The sequence below is a fragment of the Streptomyces chlorus genome, from assembly GCF_042655885.1.
Lineage (GTDB): Bacteria > Actinomycetota > Actinomycetes > Streptomycetales > Streptomycetaceae > Streptomyces > Streptomyces chlorus.
Genome location: NZ_JBHSOA010000008.1, coordinates 41,689 through 58,318, shown reverse-complemented (window position 1 = coordinate 58,318; position 16,630 = coordinate 41,689). Strand labels below are relative to the sequence as shown.

The 16,630-nt window shown below is 71.2% G+C and carries 15 protein-coding genes; 8 read left to right on the top strand and 7 right to left on the bottom strand.

The features are described 5' to 3' along the window. Positions 1 to 59: 59 nt before the first annotated feature. Together ACFPZI_RS04090 and ACFPZI_RS04085 are read right to left on the bottom strand one after the other, a co-directional pair. Positions 60 to 1,631 (bottom strand): MDR family MFS transporter, encoded by a 1,572-nt coding sequence (locus ACFPZI_RS04090; RefSeq protein WP_381358401.1) that lies wholly within the window; start codon positions 1,629 to 1,631, stop codon positions 60 to 62. Positions 1,632 to 1,721: 90 nt separating this feature from the next. After that, positions 1,722 to 2,441: a TetR/AcrR family transcriptional regulator gene (locus tag ACFPZI_RS04085; RefSeq protein ID WP_417801251.1), complete on the bottom strand. Its 720-nt coding sequence runs from the start codon at positions 2,439 to 2,441 to the stop codon at positions 1,722 to 1,724. A gap of 71 nt (positions 2,442 to 2,512) precedes the next feature. Here ACFPZI_RS04085 and ACFPZI_RS04080 point away from each other — a divergent pair, with 71 nt between their 5' ends. After that, a complete protein-coding gene (locus tag ACFPZI_RS04080; protein WP_381358312.1) occupies positions 2,513 to 2,854 on the top strand; it encodes an Lrp/AsnC family transcriptional regulator in 342 nt (113 codons plus the stop codon). 58 nt (positions 2,855 to 2,912) lie between these two features. Here ACFPZI_RS04080 and ACFPZI_RS04075 read toward each other — a convergent pair whose 3' ends face one another. From ACFPZI_RS04075 to ACFPZI_RS04060, 4 genes are all read right to left on the bottom strand, one after another. Further along, entirely contained in the window at positions 2,913 to 3,548 is a 636-nt protein-coding gene (locus tag ACFPZI_RS04075) for an Rv1733c family protein (protein ID WP_381358310.1), read from the bottom strand. A gap of 40 nt (positions 3,549 to 3,588) precedes the next feature. Next, positions 3,589 to 3,804 (bottom strand): hypothetical protein, encoded by a 216-nt coding sequence (locus tag ACFPZI_RS04070; protein WP_381358307.1) that lies wholly within the window; start codon positions 3,802 to 3,804, stop codon positions 3,589 to 3,591. Positions 3,805 to 3,895: 91 nt separating this feature from the next. Continuing rightward, positions 3,896 to 4,267: a TraR/DksA family transcriptional regulator gene (locus ACFPZI_RS04065; RefSeq protein ID WP_381358305.1), complete on the bottom strand. Its 372-nt coding sequence runs from the start codon at positions 4,265 to 4,267 to the stop codon at positions 3,896 to 3,898. A gap of 72 nt (positions 4,268 to 4,339) precedes the next feature. After that, entirely contained in the window at positions 4,340 to 4,666 is a 327-nt protein-coding gene (locus ACFPZI_RS04060; protein WP_381358302.1) for a TraR/DksA family transcriptional regulator, read from the bottom strand. 302 nt (positions 4,667 to 4,968) lie between these two features. Here ACFPZI_RS04060 and ACFPZI_RS04055 point away from each other — a divergent pair, with 302 nt between their 5' ends. From ACFPZI_RS04055 to secD, 4 genes are all read left to right on the top strand, one after another. Next, on the top strand, positions 4,969 to 5,922 hold the full coding sequence (locus ACFPZI_RS04055; RefSeq protein ID WP_381358398.1) for a HAMP domain-containing sensor histidine kinase: 954 nt from the start codon (positions 4,969 to 4,971) through the stop codon (positions 5,920 to 5,922). Beyond that, positions 5,919 to 6,584, top strand: a complete 666-nt coding sequence (locus ACFPZI_RS04050) for a response regulator (protein ID WP_381358299.1) — start codon at positions 5,919 to 5,921, stop codon at positions 6,582 to 6,584. The genes ACFPZI_RS04055 and ACFPZI_RS04050 overlap by 4 nt, the downstream gene beginning before the upstream one ends. Beyond that, the gene (locus tag ACFPZI_RS04045; protein ID WP_381358296.1) at positions 6,581 to 7,063 is read left to right on the top strand and encodes a hypothetical protein; all 483 of its coding nucleotides are present in this window, start codon (positions 6,581 to 6,583) and stop codon (positions 7,061 to 7,063) included. The genes ACFPZI_RS04050 and ACFPZI_RS04045 overlap by 4 nt, the downstream gene beginning before the upstream one ends. A gap of 66 nt (positions 7,064 to 7,129) precedes the next feature. Further along, positions 7,130 to 9,460 carry a protein translocase subunit SecD gene (secD, locus tag ACFPZI_RS04040; protein ID WP_381358293.1) on the top strand — a complete coding sequence of 777 codons (2,331 nt, stop codon included), beginning with the start codon at positions 7,130 to 7,132 and terminating at the stop codon, positions 9,458 to 9,460. Between the two features lie 153 nt (positions 9,461 to 9,613). On the opposite strand, the gene ACFPZI_RS04035 is transcribed toward secD, so the two are convergent. Further along, entirely contained in the window at positions 9,614 to 11,512 is a 1,899-nt protein-coding gene (locus tag ACFPZI_RS04035) for an ABC transporter ATP-binding protein (protein WP_381358290.1), read from the bottom strand. Positions 11,513 to 11,584: 72 nt separating this feature from the next. Between ACFPZI_RS04035 and ACFPZI_RS04030 the strand changes: the two genes are divergently transcribed. From ACFPZI_RS04030 to ACFPZI_RS04020, 3 genes are all read left to right on the top strand, one after another. After that, positions 11,585 to 12,604: a lysylphosphatidylglycerol synthase transmembrane domain-containing protein gene (locus ACFPZI_RS04030; RefSeq protein ID WP_381358287.1), complete on the top strand. Its 1,020-nt coding sequence runs from the start codon at positions 11,585 to 11,587 to the stop codon at positions 12,602 to 12,604. Between the two features lie 218 nt (positions 12,605 to 12,822). Then, positions 12,823 to 13,920 carry a mechanosensitive ion channel family protein gene (locus ACFPZI_RS04025; protein ID WP_381358284.1) on the top strand — a complete coding sequence of 366 codons (1,098 nt, stop codon included), beginning with the start codon at positions 12,823 to 12,825 and terminating at the stop codon, positions 13,918 to 13,920. A gap of 220 nt (positions 13,921 to 14,140) precedes the next feature. Further along, the gene (locus ACFPZI_RS04020) at positions 14,141 to 16,360 is read left to right on the top strand and encodes an NADP-dependent isocitrate dehydrogenase (protein ID WP_381358282.1); all 2,220 of its coding nucleotides are present in this window, start codon (positions 14,141 to 14,143) and stop codon (positions 16,358 to 16,360) included. The last annotated feature ends 270 nt before the right edge of the window (positions 16,361 to 16,630 follow it).

Genomic DNA, 16,630 nt, shown 5'->3' with positions numbered 1-16,630 from the left:
GCCCTCCGGGCGCCTCCCCGGAAGACCTCCGCACGCTACCGCCCCCAAGGACGTTCGCCTCAGCCGACGCCGGCCGGCGACGCCGTCGTACCGGCGGACTCCGCGGACTCGGCGGACTCGGCGGTGAGCCGTTCCATGCCGCTGGTGTCCTTCAGCGGCTTCTCCTTGATGAACAGCACGACGATCACGGCGAGGGCCGCGACGGGCGTGGCCACGAGGAAGAGGTCCGCGGTGGCGACGCCGTAGGCGTGCTCCACGATCCCCCGCATCGGCTCGGGCAGCGTCGTCATGTCGGGCACCCCACCCCCGCCGGACTCGTTCGAGCCGGCCGGGATGCCCGCTTCCGTCAGGCCCTTGGTCATCTCGGTGGCGACCCGGTTGGCGAGGATGGCCCCGAGCACACTGGTGCCGATGGTGCCACCCATGCTCCGGAAGAAGGACAGCACCGAGGTGGCGGCGCCCAGCTCGGTCGCCGGGACGTCGTTCTGCGCGGCCAGGACCAGGTTCTGCATCAGCATGCCGACGCCGATGCCCATGACGGCCATGTAGACGCTGAGCAGGGCGAAGGGGGTGTCCGCCTCGATGGTGGACAGCAGTCCGAGGCCCGCGGTCATGATGATGGAGCCCGCGACCAGGTACACCTTCCACCGGCCGGTGGCGGTGATGATCTGCCCGGCGACGGTCGACGAGACGAGCAGACCGAGGATCATGGGCAGGCTCATCAGGCCCGCGACGGTCGGGGACTTGCCCAGGGAGATCTGGAAGTACTGCGAGAGGAAGACGGTGCCGCCGAACATGGCCACACCGACGAGGAGACTCGCGACCGTGGTGAGCGTCACCGTGTGGTTGCGGAAGATGCCGAGGGGGATGATCGGCTCCGGCACGCGCGCCTCGACGAGGACCGCGGCGATCAGCAGCAGTACTCCCCCGCCGGTCAGAGCGGCGGTCTGCCACGAGATCCAGTCGAACTCACGGCCGGCGAACGAGACCCAGATGAGCAGGGTGCAGACACCCGCGACGATCAGGAAGGCGCCCAGGAAGTCGATCTTCGCCTCGCGGCGGACGGTGGGCAGCTTCAGAGTGCGCTGCAGCAGCGCGATGGCGAGCAGCGCGAACGGCACGCCGATGAAGAAGCACCAGCGCCAGCCGAGCCAGGACGTGTCCACCAGAACACCGCCGATGAGCGGTCCGGCCACGGTGCCGACCGCGAAGACGGCGCCGAAGATGCCGGCGTACTTGCCCAGCCTGCGCGGCGGGATGATGGCCGCCATCACGATCTGCGCCAGAGCCGTGAGTCCACCCGCGCCGATGCCCTGCACCACGCGGCTGAAGATCAGCAGGCTCACGTCCTGGGAGAAGCCCGCCAGCAGGGAGCCGACGACGAACAGGGACAGGGACAGCTGGAGCAGCAGCTTCTGGTTGAACAGGTCCGACAGCTTGCCCCACAGGGGCACCGTCGCCGTCATCGCCAGCAGCTCGGCCGTGATGACCCAGGTGTAGGAGGACTGGCTGGCCTCCAGGTCGGCGATGATGCGCGGGAGCGCGTTGGCGACCACGGTGCCGGCCAGAATGGCGACGAACATGCCGGCCATCAGCCCCGACATGGCCTGGAGTATCTGCCGGTTGGTCATGGAGGTGGGCGGCGCCTCTGCGGGCGCCGATGATGAGGTCACTTCAGCTCTTTCACAAATGTTCGAAGGTCGGGTGAGAAGCGGGTCCGCTCAGGCTTCATCCGCCGGTGCGACCGGCACGCCCGGCACGACCGGTTCCGCAAGTCCGGCGGCCAAGTGGTCGAACACCGTCCGGAAGACGGCCTCGAAGGTGGACTCGTCCTGCCGCACGCACCAGTACTCCACGGCGACACGGACCGCCGTGGTGCCGACTGAGGCCAGCAGTCTCGGATACAGCCCCAGGGCCTGCCTCCGCAGCTGCCCCTCGGCCGTTTCGAAGGGGGGACGGTCCCCGGTGAACAGCGGCGAACCGGCGCCGATGCGCTCCGCGAGCGTCTCGGCCAGAATGAACTCGTCCTCGATGTGGGCGCCGACACTGCGCGCGAGCAGGTGCGGTGACCTGCGCAGCACTTCGGAGTACAGCCGCCACAGCTCGTGCTGCTGTTCCACCTCTCCCAGTTCCGCGGCCAGCGCGTCGCGCAGCGCCACCAGCGGGGAGACGTCGGCGGGCGCGGCGAGCACCGCCTGCCGGACGCGCACGCCCGACTCCGCGCCCACCATCACGAACGCCTCGTCACGGGAGTCGAAGTAGTTGAAGAACGTGCGGGGCGATACACCGACCGCTTCGCTGATCGCGTCGACGGTGACGTTCTCCGCGCCGTGCTCCGCCGCCAGCCGCACTGCGGCCGCCACCAGAGCAGCGCGGGTCTCCCGCTTCTTGCGGCCCCGAAGCCCACCCTCTGCGGGGTCCCTGTTACGCACGTCGTGCAGGATACGCAAATATGCAGAGCCTGCAAAAATCTATCCGGCCTCGCTCCGCCCCCCTTCTCTCCCCGACGGCGGTGAAGAAGCGCCTGGGACGGCTGCGGGGCACGGGAGTGCTCCACCTCGCCGTCGAGTACGACCACGAGCCCCTCGGGCAGGGCATCGAGGCGCTGATCTGGCTGACAGTCGCCCCGCACGCCCTCGCCGAAGCAGGCGCGGGGGTGGCCGGCCACTCGGCGGTGCGGTTCGCCGCCGCCGTCACAGGGCGGACGAACCTCGTCATCTCGGCTCTGTGCCGCAGCACCGAGGAGCTCTACACGTTCCTCAGCGAGGGGGTCGGCGCCCTGCCCGGCGTCCACACGACGGAGACCGTCCTCACGCTCCGCCGGGTCAAGACCCTCACCTCCGAGCACAGGTGACACCGGGGCCGGACGCGCGTACGGGGTTCCGTGAGTTCCCTGCCGGCCACGCGACGGTTCATCCGGGTGTCGTCCAGCGGGGGGCTGTCTCGGCCCAGGCCCTCTCCCAGGCGGCGAGGTTGCGGCGACGCACGGCGTGGCGGGTCACGGCATGGGCGGCGGCGCCGGTGAGGGCGATTCCAACGGCGGCGAGGAGGGCGCAGCCCATGCTGTGGCTGCGGACCTGTTCACGCGTCAGCGGCGGCTCGGTCGCCTCGCCGTCGGCGGTGACCCAGATGCGCACCGGGCTGCCCGCCGACAGACCCGGCGGGACCTCGGCCCGGGTGGTGGCGGTGCGCCCGTCGGGGGTGGTGAAACGGACCTCGGCCGGGTAACGGGCGAGCTTCGCCTCGTCGGATCCGGGCTCCGGATGGCGCGGGACGTCCTCGGTGAGGGTCGCGCTCGTCTCGTGCCGGGTCAGAGTCTGGTGGCGGGCCGTGTCCGCGTAGTGGCGGTGGGCGAGATCCGCGACGACGACGCCGGCCACGGGCGCCACGGCCAGTACGGCGAGCAGCAGCCCGAGGCCGAGCCTGGCCTGGAGACGGTCGGTGGGGCGGCGCAGGGGATTGGGCCGACGGCGCCACGGCCGGGGGTCCGGGGGCGGGCCGAGGCGGGGTCCCGGGGGCGGCTGTGCGGGAGGAATGGTGCCCGCCACGTCGTAGCTCCTTCGGGGTGGGTCGGTGTCGAGGCGCGGGTCACGTACGCGAGTCACCGGCGCCCGGCGGAATGGGCCGGGCGCCGGTGACGGTGCCCTTCGCACGCGGCACCCCCTCGGCGAGGTGCGCACCGAGGTGCCCCACCGGGAGCGGTCCGGTGGGGTGGATGTCCGCGGCGAGGGCGGCCACCGCCTGCGCGCCCGGGACGGTGGATGCAGCGCGCGGGCGGAGGAATTCGGCGGCCGGGCGGGTCACCCGCGTACGTGCCCCGCACGCGGGCGATCCGCCCGCACGTGCCTCCTACGCACATGCTCCGTCCGGTCCGGTGGCCGGTGGTGTGCCGTGGTCATCGCGCGGCCTCCCGCACCTGCTGGCAGCGGGCGCAGTAGCGGGCCTGCGGGACGATCAGCAGCCGGTCGCGCTCGACGCGGCCACGGCACAGGTGGCAGACGCCGTAGTCCCCGGTGTCCATGCGGGTGAGCGCCGCCTCCACGTCGGCGAGCACCATCCGGGCGGACGCGGCGAGCCTGACCTGGACTTCGAGCTGGCCGGCGACCGGCGGTCCGTCCGGGTCCCCCGGATACGGCCCCGCATCGACGGCGAACTGGCGCAGCTGGTCCCGGCGGAACAGCTGTTGCTCACGCAGGTTCGCACGCAGCAGGGCGAGGTCCTCGGACGTGAGGACCTCGCCGTGCTCGTCGATCGTCTGGTGGGTCACCACTGCACCCCCCTTTGGGCGGAGCGGAAGAAGAACACGGACGGGGCGGGGCCGGGGCCTGGGCGGGTGCGGTCAGGCCGCGCGGCTCTGGCACGAGACGCAGTACGGGGTGTGCGGAAGGATTTCCAGCCGCTCCGCCGGAACGGGCTTGGCGCAGCCCAGGCAGGCGCCGTAGCTGCCGTCCTCGACACGGGCGAAGGCCTCGTCGATCTCCTTGAGGACGCGTTTGATGGCGTCCCGCTGGTTGGCCAGCAGATGGTCGTCGGGGCTCTGTCCGGTGTCGTCGAGGGCCTTGAGTTGTGCCACCCGTGTGGTGCGGGCGTGTTCGAGGCGCTGCCGGATCTGGTCCACGGCGGGGTGGTCGGTGCGCGATTCGGTGAGGGGCAGGTCGAGCGACACGGGAAGTCTCCTCCGGTTACAGATGGTCGATCCATCACCATCGCCGTTTCCCCGCCCGGAACCCATTGGGCGCGACACCCATCTCTGCCGGGTCCGAGGACCCACCCCGGGCGACATGGGCCCGCCGGGCGGGCGGAAATGGGTCACGGAGCCCATTGACCGGAGGCCGTCGGCTCGTGCACTGTGTCTGTTTCGCTGTTCGCCGGGATCAGGGGCCGCTGCCGCATCAGGTGTCGCGGTGCCCGACAGTAGAGGCGGTGCCCGACAGTAGAGGCAGACGAAAGAGGAAAGGCGTGACCTCCGTGTCCCTGTACTGGCGGATCTTCGGACTCAACGCGTTGGTGCTGGGCGCGGCCACCGCGTTGCTGCTGTGGGCTCCGGTGACCGTGTCCGTGCCGGTGCTGCTGACCGAGGCGGTGATCCTCGTGGGCGGCATGAGTGTGATGCTCGTCGCCAACGCGGCCCTGCTGCAGATCGGGCTCGCCCCGCTGGACCGGGTGACCCGGCTGATGACCACCGTCGACCTGCTGCGGCCCGGTCAACGGCTTCCGGTGCGCGGCGGCGGGGAGGTCGCCGAGCTGGTCAGCACGTTCAACGCCATGCTGGAGCGGCTGGAGAAGGAGCGCGCCGCGAGCAGCGCCCGCGCCCTGCTCGCCCAGGAGGCGGAGCGGCGCCGGATCGCCGCCGAACTCCACGACGAGGTCGGGCAGAGCATGACCGCCATCCTGCTGGCCCTGAAGCGGGTCGCCGACGAGGCGCCCGCTCCGCTGCGCGACGAGATCCAGCAGGTGCAGGAGATCACCCGGGAGAGTCTGGACGAGGTCCGCCGGCTGGTGCGCCGGCTACGTCCGGGCGTACTGGACGATCTCGGTCTGGTCAGTGCGGTCACCTCGCTCGCCACCGAGTTCGCCACGCACACCGGGTTGCGGGTGCAGCGCCGTTTCGGCGCCGATCTGCCCACTCTGGACAACGGTACGGAGCTGGTGATCTACCGTGTGGCGCAGGAGAGTCTGACCAATGTCGCCCGGCATGCCGAGGCGCGTTCCGCAGTGGTGAGCCTGTACCGGGACGACGACCGTGTCGTTCTCGAGGTGACCGACGACGGCCGTGGCATCGGCGCCGCCCACGAGGGGGCCGGTCTGCGCGGTATGCGTGAACGGGCCCTGCTCATCGGGGCCACACTGGACATCACTCCCGTCGCCCGGACCGGTACCCGGATCCGGCTGGCCGTGCCCGCCGTCAGGAAGCAGTCATGAACCATCAGGTCCCACCGACCCCGATCCGCATCCTGCTCGCCGACGACCACGCCCTGGTGCGCCGCGGCGTCCGGCTGATCCTCGACCGGGAGCCGGACCTGGAGGTCGTGGCCGAGGCCGGTGACGGTGCGGAGGCGATCTCCATGGCCCGCGCCCAGGAGATCGACCTGGCGGTGCTGGACATCGCCATGCCCCGGATGACCGGTCTGCAGGCCGCCCGTGAGCTGTCCGCCCTGAAGCCGGGCCTGCGCATCCTGATGCTGACGATGCACGACAACGAGCAGTACCTGTTCCAGGCGCTCAAGGCCGGGGCCGGCGGGTACGTGCTGAAGTCGGTCGCCGACCGCGATCTGGTCGCCGCCTGCCGGGCCGCGATGCGGGACGAGCCGTTCCTGTACCCGGGGGCGGTCACTGCCCTGATCCGCAACTACCTCGACCGGGTCCAGCACGGCGAGGAGGCACCCCAGCTGCTGACCCCGCGCGAGGAGGAGGTGCTCAAGCTGGTCGCCGAAGGACACTCGTCGAAGGAGATCGCCGAGATGCTCTTCATCAGCATCAAGACGGTGCAGCGGCACCGCGAGAACCTGCTGAGCAAGCTGGGGCTGCGGGATCGCCTGGATCTGACCCGTTACGCCATCCGCGCGGGGCTCGTCGAGCCTTGAACACCACCCTGCCGGGACGCGCCTCCCGCACCGCCCGCCTTCCGCTCCCCGCCGTCGCGGTCCTGGCCGCCCTGGCCGCCGTACTCCTGACCCTGGGGTTCGGCCTCACCGACGACCCACGGGCCGTCCGCGCGGCGCAGCCACCCGGCTACGACGCCCCTGCGGCGCCCGGTGCCCCGGCGTCCGACGGGCCGGGACCGTCCGTTCCGGACCCCTCCGCCGCGCCCGGGACCCACTCGTCCGACATCCGTCCGCACACCGACGACGGCTGCACCGCCCGTATCGTCCCCCTGAGGCCGCAGCGCGATGCCGGGGAGCGCACGGTGCCGGCGGGCCATCTGCTCTTCACTCCCGCGCACACCCCCCGCATACCCCCGCAGCCGGCCCGGCCCGCCCCGGCGGCCGGGCATGCGCCGCCCGCCGCCGCCCACATGCCGTCGGACCTCGGCCGGGGGCCTCCCGGACCGTCCAGCACATGAGAGTCCTGTTCCTTTTCCTCTCCGCCGCGTCCCGGACCGGCCGCGGTGTGCCTGCTGGAGTCATCCGTGAAAAGTTCCGCCCGTGTCCGGGCGTTGTTCGCACTTGTCGTGATCGTCCTGTCCGTCTACATCGCCGCGACGGTCCCCGTCCGTCTGGGACTCGACCTGCGCGGCGGTACCCAGATCGTGCTGGAGACCCGTTCCACCGAAACCCTTGAGGCCAACGGCGAGGCGACGGACCGCACGCTCGAGGTGCTGCGCGGCCGTATCGACGCCCTCGGTGTCGCCGAACCCACCATCGTCCGGTCCGGGGACAACCGGATCATCGTGGAACTGCCCGGTGTGCAGGACCCGCGGCAGGCCGCCGAGGTGCTGGGCCGTACCGCGCAGCTCACCGTCCACCCGGTGCTCGGCCCCGGTACCGATCCCGAGTCCGCCAAGAAGCTGCCCAAGGGCGAACGCGTCCTGGGAGGCGAGGCCGGGGAGCGGCTCCACCTGGCCCCCGCCGCGCTCACCGGCCAGGACGTGAAGGGCGCCGAGGCCACCTTCGACCCGCAGAGCGGTGCCGGCTGGATGGTCACCGTGGACTTCGCCGACGACAAGGGCTGGTCGAAGCTGACCGGCGAGGCGGCCTGCAATCCCGCGGGTGATCACAAGCGCCGGGTCGCGATCGTGCTGGACAACAAGGTCATCTCGTCGCCGCAGGTCGACCCGTCCGTGGCCTGCGGGGCCGGCATCACCGGCGGGTCCACCCAGATCACCGGGTCCTTCACCGGTGACGACTCCAAGGAACTCGCCCTGCTCATCAGCGGCGGTGCTCTTCCGGTGCCGGTCGAGACGGTCGAGCAGCGGACCGTGGGCCCGACGCTGGGTGCCGAGGCCATCGAGTCGAGCGCCTGGGCCGCCGCCGTCGGCACCGCGCTCACCGCGCTGTTCATCATCGTCGTCTACCGGCTGATGGGTTTCCTGGCCATCGTGGCCCTGGCCTGCTACGGCGTGATCTCCTACGCCGCTCTCGCGGGCCTCGGCGCGACCCTGACCCTGCCGGGTCTGGCTGGTTTCGTCCTGGCGATCGGTATGGCCGTCGACGCCAATGTGCTGGTCTTCGAACGAGCGCGCGAGGAGTACAGCAAACGCAACCGGCCCAGCAGCCGCTCGGCCCTGACCGCCGGCTTCAAGGGCGCGTTCAGCGCGATCGCCGACTCCAACATCACCACGCTCATCGCGGCGGGGCTGCTGTTCCTGCTCGCCTCCGGTCCGGTGAAGGGCTTCGGCGTCACTCTGGCCATCGGTGTCCTCGCCTCCATCATCAGCGCACTGGTGATCACGCGGGTGCTGGCCGAGTTCGCCGTGGAGCGCCGCTGGGTGCACCGCCGTCCCAAGCTCACCGGTCTGGCCTCCATCGGGCGGGTCCGTGAGTACCTCACCCGTCGCAACCCGCAGCTGATGCACCGCCCGCGCCGCTGGCTCATGGTGTCCCTCCTCGTACTCATCGTCACCGGCGCCGGCATCGTGGTGCGCGGGCTGAACTTCGGTGTCGAGTTCACCGGCGGCCGGCTGATCGAGTACTCGACCACCAAGACCGTCGATCCGGACCGAGCCCGTGCGGCCCTGGCCGACGCCGGCTTCCCGCAGGCCGTCGTGCAGTCCTCCGGGGACAACGGCCTGACGGTGCGTACCGAGGAGCTGAGCAACGCCGAGGCGGTCAAGGTCGCCGAGACCATCGACGAGGTCGGCGGCGGAGCGGAGAAGGTCCGCGACGAGCTGATCGGCCCGAGCCTCGGCGACGAACTGCGCCGCAACGCGCTGATCGCGCTCGGCCTGGCCCTCGGCGCCCAGCTCCTGTACCTCGCCTTCCGGTTCCGCTGGATGTTCGGTACGGCGGCGGTCAGCACCCTGGCCCACGACGTGGTGATCCTCACCGGTATCTTCGCGTGGCTGGGCAAGCCGATCGACGGGATCTTCCTGGCCGCGCTGCTCACCGTGGTCGGTTACTCGGTGAACGACTCCGTCGTGGTCTTCGACCGCGTCCGGGAACTGTGGCAGAAGGATCCCAAGGCGCCCCTGCCCCAGTCCACCAACATGGCGGTCCTGCAGACGGTGCCCCGTACGGTCAACACCGGTATCGGTGTGATCTTCATCCTGGCCGCGCTGGCTCTGCTGGGCGGTGACTCGCTCACCGACTTCGCGCTCGCCCTGCTGATCGGCATGCTGGTGGGTACGTACTCGTCGGTGCTGACCGCGTCACCGCTCGCCATCGAACTCGATGCGTACAGCGGCCGCCGTAACCGTGGCGGCCGTCGCGGCGGCAGCCGTGGCCGTAGCGGTCCGGTGCGCGGGAAGTCCGGCGACGGGGAGAGCTCCGGGCGGGCCAAGGCGGGCAGCCGCGGACAGTGACGCCGCACGGCTCGCCGTAGGAGACGGCAAGGAGCCGTAGACGACCGCGGTCGTACGCGAGAGCGCCGCCGCAGGCCCCGGTCCGGGGTCTGCGGCGGCGCTCTCGCATATCTCGTACGGGGCGTCTCTCGTACGGGGCGTCGCGGGCGTGCTCTACACCACCGCCGCCGCACTCCGGTCGTGGTCCGCGGGCCGGCGGGCGAACCGGGTGCGGTGCAGCTCGGCGTAGCGGCCGCCGACCGCCAGGAGTTCCTCGTGCGTGCCCTGTTCCACGATCCGGCCGGCCTCGACGACCAGGATCCGGTCCGCGGCCCGGACCGTGGACAGGCGGTGCGCGATGACGAGGGCCGTCCTGCCCTCCAGGGCCTCCGTGAGCGCCTCCTGGACGGCCGCCTCGGAGGTGTTGTCCAGGTGGGCGGTGGCCTCGTCGAGGAGGACCACCCGCTGCCGGGCAAGGAGCAGCCGGGCGATGGTCATCCGCTGGCGCTCACCGCCGGAGAACCGGTAGCCGCGCTCCCCGACCACCGTGTCCAGACCGTCGGGCAGGGAGCGCACGAGGTCGTCCAGGCGGGCACGGCGCAGCGCGTCCCACAGGTCGGGCTCGCTCGCGGCGGGCGCGGCCAGCAGCAGGTTGGCGCGGACCGTGTCGTGGAAGAGGTGGCCGTCCTGGGTGACCATGCCGAGGGTGTCGCGCAGCGACCCCGCGGTCAGGTCCCGGACATCGACGCCGCCCACCCGCACGGCGCCCGAGTCGACGTCGTAGAGGCGCGGCAGCAGCTGCGCGATGGTCGACTTGCCGGCGCCGGAGGAGCCGACGAGGGCCACGGTCTGCCCGGGTTCGGCGCAAAAGGAGATGCCGTGCAGGACCTCGGCGGAGCCGTGCGTGTCCAGGGCGGCGACCTCCTCCAGGGAGGCGAGGGAGACCTTGTCGGCGGACGGGTAGCCGAAGCGGACGTCGTCGAACTCGACGGAGACCGGGCCGTCGGGCACGTCCCGGGCGTCCGGCTTCTCCTTGATGAGCGGCTTCAGGTCCAGCACCTCGAAGACCCGCTCGAAGCTGACCAGGGCGCTCATCACCTCCACCCGCGCCCCTGCGAGGGAGGTCAGCGGCGCGTACAGGCGGGTCAGCAGCAGTGCCAGGGACACGACCGCGCCGGGCTCCAGGGAACCGCGCAGGGCGAGGTGGCCGCCGACGCCGTAGACGAGGGCCAGGGCGAGGGCGGAGACGAGGGTGAGCGCGGTGATGAACACGGTCTGGGCGGTGGCCGTCCGTACGCCGATGTCCCGGACCCTGCGGGCGCGCACCGCGAACTCCTCCGACTCCTCCTGCGGGCGGCCGAAGAGTTTGACCAGGGTGGCGCCGGGGGCCGAGAAGCGCTCGGTCATCCGGGTGCCCATGGCCGCGTTCAGGGCGGCGGCCTCGCGCTGCATCCCGGCCATGCGGCGGCCCATGCGCCGGGCGGGGATCACGAACACCGGCAGCAGCACCAGGGCGAGCAGGGTGATCCGCCAGGAGAGGGTGAGCATCACGGCCAGGGCGAGCACCAGCGTGACGACGTTGCCGACCACGGTGGACAGGGTGTTGCTGAAGGCCCGCTGGGCGCCGATCACGTCGTTGTTGAGACGGGAGACGAGCGCACCCGTACGGGTGCGTGTGAAGAACGCGACCGGCATCCGCTGCACATGGTCGAAGACGGCGGTCCGCAGATCGAGGATGAGTTCCTCGCCGAGGGATGCCGACAGCCTCCGGCCGAGGATGCCGAGGGCTGCCTCCGCCACCGCGATCAGCGCGATGAGCAGGGCCAGCCGGACGACCGTGGCCGAGTCGCCGTCGGACACGATGGTGTCGACGACGCGGCCGGCCAGTACGGGGGTGGCGACGGCGAGCAGCGCGGTGGCGGCTCCGAGCAGGACGAAGAGGGTCATGCGGCGGCGGTGCGGGCGGGCGAACCCTGCGATGCGGCGTAGCGTTTCCCGCGCGAAGGGGCGGCGTTCCTCCTCGGCGTTCATGACGCTGTGCAACTGGGTCCAGGCGGTGGTCTCCATGCTCATGTCGGAGAAGGTAGAACCCCAAGCGTTGTTGAGGTCAAGGCTCGCCACTCGTTCGGGGCATGTGAGGTCCGTATGACGCTCCAGCAGCCGCTGCCCAGCCGTAAGCCGCCGTCCGGCCTGCCGCCACCCGCAGTTGGCGCGGGGCGGAAAGGCTTCCTTGATGTGACGCGGACCATCCGCAGGATCCTGTACGTCCTTCCCCTGCTGCTCGTGACCGTGGTCGCGGTGCGGCAGCGGTCGGTGCTCGCCGACGGCTTCGTCCATCTGGGCACCGCGCGGTGGCCCTGGCTGCTGGCCGCGGCCGGCTCGACCTGTCTGACCTGGGTGGCCGCCGCGTGCACCCGGCAGGGCGCGGTCCTCGAACGGCTCCCCGCGCGGCGGCTGCTGGCCACGCAGTTCGCGGCGGGCGCGGCCAACCATCTACTGCCGACGGGGCTGGGTGCGAGCGCGGTCAACCTGCGGTTCATGACGGTGCGCGGGCTGTCCCTGACCCGCTCCTCGGCCGCCCTCGCGCTGTATCTGCTGGCGGAGTCCATCGGCCGGGTGGCCCTGCTGGGCGCGCTGCTCGTCGTGTTCCCGGACGTGTTGCGCCCCGGATCCCTGCTGCCCGAGGGCGCGTTGGGCCCCCTGCTGCTCGTGCTCGGCGCGGTGCTGGCCGCCGCGACGGCCGTGCTCGCGCTCGTACGGCGGGTACGGACGGCCGTGGTCTCCTTCCTGCGAACAGCACTCGGCGAGGCCCGGTCGGTGCACACCCGGCCGTCGAGGGCGCTGGCACTGTGGGGCGGTGCGCTCGCGTTCCCGGCGCTGCAGGCGGCGTCGCTGATCCTGGTGGGGCTGGCGCTGGGGCTGTCGGTGCCGGTCGCGCACATGGCGGTGGCGTATCTCGCGGCGACCGTCGCGGTCGCGCTGGTGCCCACGCCGGGCGGGCTCGGTTCGGTGGAGGCTGCCCTGATCGTGGCGCTGGTCGCGGCGGGTGGGGCGGCCGCGGTGGCCACGGCGGTGGTGCTGGCGTTCCGGATCGTCACGGTGTGGCTGCCGTTGCTGCCCGGAGCACTGACGCTGGGCGCGCTGGTGCGGTTGAAGGTGATCTGACCAGGGCGGCAGCAGGGCGCCTCCCGGCCACGGTGTGGTACGAACTGCCCTGCCGGATACGGCAGGATGAGCGATTGCGCCGACCGCAGGCCGGCCGGTTCGGCACGGCGCACCCTCCCGGGCCGCACTCTCCCGGCACCCCCGAATGCGAGCAGGTGACGAGACGTGACACGACATCACATACGCCCCACGGCATGGGCGCTCGCCGGAGGTGAGCGATGACGCGCGCGCTCACCATGAACGATGTGCTGTTCGCCGGTATCGCGATCGTCGCGGGCCTGGTCGCGGCGTTCCTGCTGCGCATGCTGCTGCGCTGGCTGGGCCGGCACGCGGACCGGACCCAGTGGCGCGGCGACGACGTCGCCGTGGACGCCCTGCGCATGATCGCGCCGTGGGCGGCCCTCGCGGGCGGTGCCGCGTCCGCGGCGGCCGCGCTGCCGCTGACCCGGACCGTGCAGCACAACGTCAACCAGACGCTGACGGTGCTGGTCATCTTCGCGGCGACGCTGTCGGTGTCGCGGGTGGTGGCCGGCCTGGTGCAGTCGGTGACCCAGGCCCGGTCCGGCGTCGCCGGCTCGGCCACGATCTTCATGAACATCACCCGGATCCTGGTCCTGGCGATCGGCTTCCTCGTGGTGCTCCAGACGCTGGGCATCTCCATCGCCCCGATGCTCACCGCTCTGGGCGTCGGCGGTCTGGCGGTCGCGCTGGCGCTCCAGGACACGCTCGCCAACCTGTTCGCGGGCATCCACATCCTCGCCTCCAAGACCGTCCAGCCCGGTGACTACATCCGGCTGAGCAGCGGCGAGGAGGGCTATGTCGAGGACATCAACTGGCGTCAGACGACGGTCCGCGCGCTCTCCAACAACCTGGTGGTCATCCCCAACGGGCAGCTCGCGAAGACGAACATGACCAACTTCATGCGTCCCGAGCAGGAGCTCACCATCCTGGTGCAGGCCGGAGTGTCGTACGACAGCGACCTGGAGCAGGTCGAGGAGGTGACCAAGGAGGTCGTCACCGAGGTGATGACGGAGATCACCGGTGCGCTCCCGGAGCACGAGCCGGCGGTGCGTTTCCACACCTTCGGCGACTCGCGCATCGGATTCACCGTGATCCTCGGCGTCGGCGAGTTCAGCGACCAGTACCGGATCAAGCACGAGTTCATCAAGCGCCTGCACCGGCGCTACCGCGAGGAGGGCATCCGCATTCCGTCGCCCGCGCGGACGGTGGCGTTGCAGCAGGGCTCGGTGGTGTTCCCGCAGCAGCGCGGCACCGAGCCGGAGCCGGGCGACATGACGGCGTTCCGCCCGGTGTGACGTACGGCCCCGGTGTGACGTACGGAGGGCAGGCCGGTCCGCGGTGGTCCCCGGGGCCCGCGGTGGGTGGGCGGGGCGGCCGCCCACCGCCGGGGTCCGAAACCCATGGGAGCCGACACGGTCGGCCCCCATGCGGTCCGGACCCCTGTCGAGCTCAGGGCGCGTACGGGATATCTTGATGTCGAGCAATGTTGCAGACGGACGTGGAGCGGAGCACCCGGTGACTGACTCGAGCATCATCTATACGCACACTGACGAGGCCCCCGCACTGGCGACGTATTCGTTCCTGCCGGTGGTCCGGGCGTACGCCGCACAGGCCGGTGTCCCCGTGGAGACGCGTGACATCTCGCTGGCCGGACGCATCATCTCCGTGTTCCCGGAGTACCTCGCCGAGGACCAGCGCGTCCCGGACGCCCTCGCCGAGCTCGGCGCGCTGGCGAAGACCCCCGCAGCCAACATCATCAAGCTGCCGAACGTCTCGGCGTCGATCCCGCAGCTCAAGGCCGCGGTCGCCGAGCTCCAGGGCCAGGGCTACGCGCTGCCGGACTACCCGGACGACCCGAAGACCGACGAGGAGCGCGAGATCCGCGCCCGCTACGACAAGATCAAGGGTTCCGCTGTGAACCCGGTCCTGCGTGAGGGCAACTCCGACCGCCGCGCCCCCGCCTCGGTGAAGAACTACGCCAAGAACCACCCGCACCGCATGGGTGCCTGGAGCGCCGACTCCAGGACCAATGTGGCGACGATGGGCGAGAACGACTTCCGCTCCACCGAGAAGTCCGCGGTGATCGCCGCGGACGGCGCGCTGCGCATCGAGCTGGTCGGCGACGACGGCACCACCACGGTGCTGCGCGAGTCCGTACCCGTCCTGAAGGACGAGGTCGTCGACGCCTCCGTGATGCGGGTCGCCGCGCTGCGCGAGTTCCTCACCGTGCAGGTCGCCCGCGCCAAGCAGGAGGGTGTGCTGTTCTCCGTGCACCTGAAGGCCACGATGATGAAGGTCTCCGACCCGATCGTCTTCGGCCACGTGGTGCGCGTCTTCTTCCCGAAGACGTTCGCGCGGTACGGCGAGCAGCTCGCCACGGCCGGCCTCAGCCCGAACGACGGTCTGGGCGGCATCTACAAGGGCCTCGAGGGCCTGCCCGAGGGCGCGGAGATCAAGGCGTCCTTCGACGCCGAGCTCGCCGAGGGCCCGGCGCTGGCGATGGTCGACTCCGACAAGGGCATCACCAACCTGCACGTCCCCTCGGACGTCATCGTGGACGCTTCCATGCCGGCCATGATCCGCACCTCCGGCCACATGTGGGGCCCCGACGGCCAGGAGGCCGACACCCTCGCGGTGCTGCCGGACTCCAGCTACTCCGGCGTCTACCAGGCCGTGATCGAGGACTGCCGCGCCAACGGCGCCTTCGACCCGTCCACGATGGGCTCGGTCCCGAACGTCGGCCTGATGGCGCAGAAGGCCGAGGAGTACGGCAGCCACGACAAGACCTTCGAGATCCCGGTCACCGGCACCGTCCGCCTGGTCGACCAGGCCGGCGATGTCGTCCTGGAGCAGACCGTCTCCGCCGGCGACATCTTCCGCGCCTGCCAGACCAAGGACGCGCCGATCCGCGACTGGGTGAAGCTGGCCGTCACCCGCGCCCGCGCCACCGGCGACCCGGCCGTGTTCTGGCTGGACGAGACCCGCGCCCACGACGCCAACCTGATCGCCAAGGTCGAGCAGTACCTGACCGAGCACGACACCGAGGGCCTGGACATCCGCGTCCTGAACCCGGTCGAGGCCACCAAGCTGTCGGTGGAGCGCATCCGCCGCGGCGAGGACACCATCTCGGTCACCGGCAACGTGCTGCGCGACTACCTCACCGACCTGTTCCCGATCCTGGAGCTGGGCACCAGCGCCAAGATGCTGTCGGTCGTCCCGCTGATGGCGGGCGGCGGCCTGTTCGAGACGGGTGCGGGCGGTTCCGCGCCCAAGCACGTGCAGCAGCTGGTCAAGGAGAACTACCTGCGCTGGGACTCCCTGGGCGAGTTCTTCGCCCTGGTGCCGTCCCTGGAGCAGTTCGCCGAGACCACGGGCAACACCCGCGCCAAGGTCCTCGCCGACACGCTCGACCGCGCCACGGCGACCTTCCTCAACGAGGACAAGTCCCCGAGCCGTCGCCTCGGCGGCATCGACAACCGCGGCAGCCACTTCTACCTGTCCCTGTACTGGGCGCAGGAGCTGGCCGGGCAGACCGACGACGCCGACCTGGCGAAGGCCTTCGCCTCGCTCGCCGAGACCCTCGCCACGAAGGAGCAGAAGATCGTCGACGAGCTGATCGCCGTCCAGGGTGAGCCGGTCGAGATCGGCGGCTACTACCAGCCCGACCCGGCCAAGGCCGCCGCGGTCATGCGCCCGTCCACCACGTGGAACGAGGCGCTCGCGTCGCTGAGCTGACGCGAGCAGGCAAAGGATCCACTGGCTCCGCCCCGGTCGGCATGACGCCCGGCCGGGGCGGAGCCGTGTTCGGCGCCGGCCCGGCCGGCGGGCCGTGCCCCGGTCACATCACGTTCGTGAATGCCGCGTGAAGAGACCGACCACTTACTGAGACGCCATCTCATTTCCAGCCCCCCTCGTCGTAGCATCGAGCTGGTGACACGCTGCCACCGCGACCGCGCACGTGTCACCACTACGGCGTGTCGCGCGAGAAGCCGACACCTACGTCGG

What these genes read in the sequence shown, in the direction of transcription:
- ACFPZI_RS04090 (WP_381358401.1), bottom strand. Translation starts at nt 1,631, where the DNA reads ATGACCAACCGGCAGATACTCCAGGCCATGTCGGGGCTGATGGCCGGC.
- ACFPZI_RS04050 (WP_381358299.1), top strand. Translation starts at nt 5,919, where the DNA reads ATGAACCATCAGGTCCCACCGACCCCGATCCGCATCCTGCTCGCCGAC.
- ACFPZI_RS04035 (WP_381358290.1), bottom strand. Translation starts at nt 11,512, where the DNA reads ATGAGCATGGAGACCACCGCCTGGACCCAGTTGCACAGCGTCATGAAC.
- ACFPZI_RS04030 (WP_381358287.1), top strand. Translation starts at nt 11,585, where the DNA reads ATGACGCTCCAGCAGCCGCTGCCCAGCCGTAAGCCGCCGTCCGGCCTG.
- ACFPZI_RS04025 (WP_381358284.1), top strand. Translation starts at nt 12,823, where the DNA reads ATGACGCGCGCGCTCACCATGAACGATGTGCTGTTCGCCGGTATCGCG.